The organism is Micromonospora sp. M51, assembly GCF_018070305.1.
Lineage (GTDB): Bacteria > Actinomycetota > Actinomycetes > Mycobacteriales > Micromonosporaceae > Micromonospora > Micromonospora parva.
This window is the reverse complement of the sequence record NZ_JAGPXZ010000639.1, coordinates 1-3,623: the sequence shown is the minus strand read 5'-3', so window position 1 is coordinate 3,623 and position 3,623 is coordinate 1. Positions and strand designations below refer to the sequence as shown.

The window sequence follows — 3,623 nt, the reverse complement described above, 5'->3', positions numbered from 1 at the left end:
GCGGTAGAGCATGAAGCCGGAGTTCTGGCCGTACATCTCCATCGGTTGCGGGTTCGTCTGGGTCGGCAACGCGGCCGGCAGGTTGTCCCACAGCGAGGCGTACGGGGCCGGCAGCACCGCCTGGGCGCCGGTCCGCACGATGGTGGGGATCGGCGCCGGGACGGCCGGCAGCGTCACCCCGAGGGCGGTGCCGATGATCTCCCGGTAGGCCGGGTACAGCCGCGACGGGCCGCCCTGTTCGGTGATCGGCGCGCCGTAGTCGTAGGTGGTGATGTCCGCCTGGTAGCCGGAGCCGTCGTTGGCGGCGTTCGCGCCGGCCCAGTACCCGAAGTTCGTCCCACCGTGGATCATGTAGAGGTTGAACGACAGGCGGCCGGCCATCAGACCCCGCAACTGGGTGGAGATGTCGGTGTTCGATCCGGCGAAGCCACCGTCGGCCCAGTGGGTCAACCAGCCGGTGTACAGCTCACCGGACATCGCCGGAACTGTCGGGAAGGACTGGCGGGCGGCGGCGATGGCCGCGGCGTCACCCCCGCTGAGCGCGACCGCGCCGCCGGTGACCACGGTGCGGTTGCCCTGCACCTGACCCAGGCCGTCCTCGGTGTAGAACGGCCCGTTGATCCCGGCGCGCAGCCACAGCTGCCGCAGCTCCTCCAGGTACGTCGTGTCGCTGCCGTACGACCCGTACTCGTTCTCGATCTGGACCATCAGGATCGGCCCGCCGTTGGCCACCATGAGCGGCTTGACCAGCGCGGCCAGCGCGTTGATGTAGCGCGTGACGGCGGCCATGTAGTTCGGGTCGGCGGCGGTGCGGACCCGCAGTTTGATGGTCGGGTTGCGCAGCAGGTACGGCGGTAGCCCGCCGAGGTCCCACTCGGCGCAGACGTACGGGCCGGGGCGCAGCAGCACGTACATGCCCTCGGCCTGACACAGCCGGATGAAGCCGGCGATGTCCCGCCGATCGGTGCTGAAGTCGAAGACGCCCTGCCACTCCTCGATGTGGTTCCACATCACGTAGATGGCGATCGTGTTCATGCCCATCGCCTTGGCCATCTGGATCCGGTGCCGCCAGTACTGCACCGGGATGCGGGCCGGGTGCATCTCGCCGCTGCGGATCTGGAACGGCTGGCCGTCGAGCAGGAAGTTGCTGCCGTCGGCGGAGAACCCGAAGGTCTGCGCCGCCGCGGCGCTGGCCGGGCCGCCCGACGCCAGCATCGCCGCGAACGGACTGAGCACGCCGATGGTGAGGAGTTGGCGCCGTTCCATGGGGTCTCCTTCGGACAGGCGTCGCCGGCGGCGGTCGCGGGCCGGGGACGGGCCCGATCGCCGAGATGACGAAGGTGGTCGATGCAGTCGAGCCTGCCAGACGACGCAACATGATGTAAATATCTGAGCCCTATCCGGCATCTTCGATCAGCGGAACGTCCTGACCGCACCGTCCACGACAGACGAACAGGTCGGCGCCCGCCGGCCCACGTCGATCTATTGACGACCGGTGCGGCGTCCGGCTAGCGTCCCGACATCAGATATCCGACGTCTTATGCCTTGTTTCCCCCCGCCCACACCCCCGTCCCCCGAAGGAGTCCTGTGTCTCCTGTCCGAGCACTACCGCGCCGAGTGATCGCGGTCGTGGCCGCCGTCCTCGGCGTGGCCGCGATCCTGCCCGCCACGCCAGCCCACGCCGCCCCCGCGGGCGTGAGCGCGACCGCCAGCGCCGACTGCACGACCGGCCGGCTCAACCTCCGGCTCACCAACGGCAGCACCACCGCGCAGACCTTCACCGTCACCTGGCCGGGCCGCACCAACTCCCCCTGGACCCGGACAGTCGCCGCCGGCAGCAGCAGCAGCGAGCTGTACTGGACCCTCCCGGCCGGCACCGCGTACACCCTGCGGACCACCACCCCGACCGGCCTGGACGACACCTCCGCCGGCATCTTCCACTGCGGCACCGGCATGTCCGCGCTCACCAGCTACGACTGCACCGCCGGGCGACTCCAGCTCGCGCTGGAGAACCGCACCACGACGGCCCGGGACTTCACCGTCACCTGGCCCGGTCGCACCGGGTCCCCGTGGACCCGCACCATCGCCGCCGGCGGCAACTACCTGCACTACTGGACCGTCGGCGCCGGCACCGCGTACACCCTGCGGGTCACCGCCCCCGGTTTCGACACCACACTGCGGGGCACCGCCGGGTGCGGCCTGAGCGCCGGCACCCCGCAGATGAACACCACTGCGGTGTTGACCACCCAGAGCGTCATCCGCAACCTCAACGGCCCGAACGGCCGCTACGACGGCACCTCGGCCTCGGTCCGCATCCCGGGCATGGCCGTCACCAACAACGGCACCGTCATCGCCGTCGCCGACGCCCGGATCAACGGCTCGTACGACCTCGGTGGCGGCACCAACAACATCCAGATCGCGATGACCCGCAGCACCGACGGCGGCCGGACGTTCGACCAGCCGCGCGTCATCCACGCGCCCGCCACCACCAGCGAGGGGGCGGGCGACCCGAGCCTGCTGGTGGACCGCCGGACCGGCACCGTCTACTGCTTCTTCACGTACTCCCCCCGGCCGGGCATCAGCTTCTGGTCCGGCTCGTCCGGCCTCAACACGGCCAACGACCCGAACAGCCTGCACCTGCAATACATCACCAGCCGGGACAACGGCGCCACCTGGAGCGCCCCGGTCGAGCTGAACCCGACGATCAAGGTCGCGAGCTGGCAGCAGGCGTTCTTCTCCTCCGGGCACGGCATCCAGACCAGCACGGGCCGCCTGATCCAGCCGTTCGTCTACCGGGACGGGGCGGGTCTCACCCAGACCGCCAACGTCTACAGCGACGACAACGGCGTGACGTGGCGACGCGGCGGATCTGCCGGCGGGAACATCAACGAGAGCAAGGCGGTCGAGCGCGGCACCGGGGCGATCGTGCAGAACATGCGGCACAACAGCACCCGTAGCCGGTTCTACTCCACGTCCACCGACGGCGCTGTGACGTTCGGCCCGGCCACCGCCAGCGCCCTGCTGACCGACCCGCTCTGCAACGCCGACGAGATCTCCTACCTGCGCCCGTCGGAGGTGGGCGCGAACGGCGCACCGGTGCGTACCCGCACCGCCCTGTTCAGCAACAACGCGGCCCCGGCCGCGCGCAACGACCTCACCGTCCGGCTCTCCACCGACGACGGCGCCAGCTGGCCCGCCCGAGCGCTGGTCAAGCCGGGCGGGGCGGGCTACTCCACGATGGCGGTGCTGAACGACGGCACGGTCGGCAACCTGTACGAGGTGGGCAACACCGGCGGGATCTTCTTCGCCCGCTTCGCCGTGGACTGGGTCAAGGGAGCCTGACCCACGAACCACCCGCCCCCGGTGCCGGCGCCACGCCGGCACCGGGGGCGGCGCCGTTCTTCCGCTCAGTCGTCGAGGGTGCGGATCACCTCCCCGGTGTCCAGCCGGGGCAGGCGTTCCCGTGGGGTCGCCGGGCCGGGGTGCCCGAGGTTGAGCAGCAGCAACACCTCGTGCCGACCGTCGGGGAAGAACTCCCGCTGCACGCCCGCGACGTCGAAGCCCGCCATCGGGCCGGCGGCGAGCCCCGCCGCGCGGACACCGACGATCAGGTAGCCGATCTG

The 3,623-nt window shown here is 70.7% G+C and carries 2 protein-coding genes and 1 pseudogene; 1 reads left to right on the top strand and 2 read right to left on the bottom strand.

The window, feature by feature from the left end; translation table 11 throughout:
* A partial coding sequence (locus tag KBX53_RS26105) for a beta-galactosidase (protein WP_210862162.1) occupies positions 1-1,266 on the bottom strand: 1,266 nt, incomplete at its 3' end.
* Positions 1,267-1,617: 351 nt separating this feature from the next.
* On the opposite strand from KBX53_RS26105, the gene KBX53_RS26100 reads away from it, so the two are divergent.
* Entirely contained in the window at positions 1,618-3,342 is a 1,725-nt protein-coding gene (locus KBX53_RS26100) for an exo-alpha-sialidase (RefSeq protein WP_210862160.1), read from the top strand.
* A gap of 65 nt (positions 3,343-3,407) precedes the next feature.
* Here the strand turns inward: KBX53_RS26100 and KBX53_RS26095 are convergent.
* A pseudogene (locus KBX53_RS26095) lies at positions 3,408-3,623 on the bottom strand (nitroreductase family protein); the annotation flags it as partial.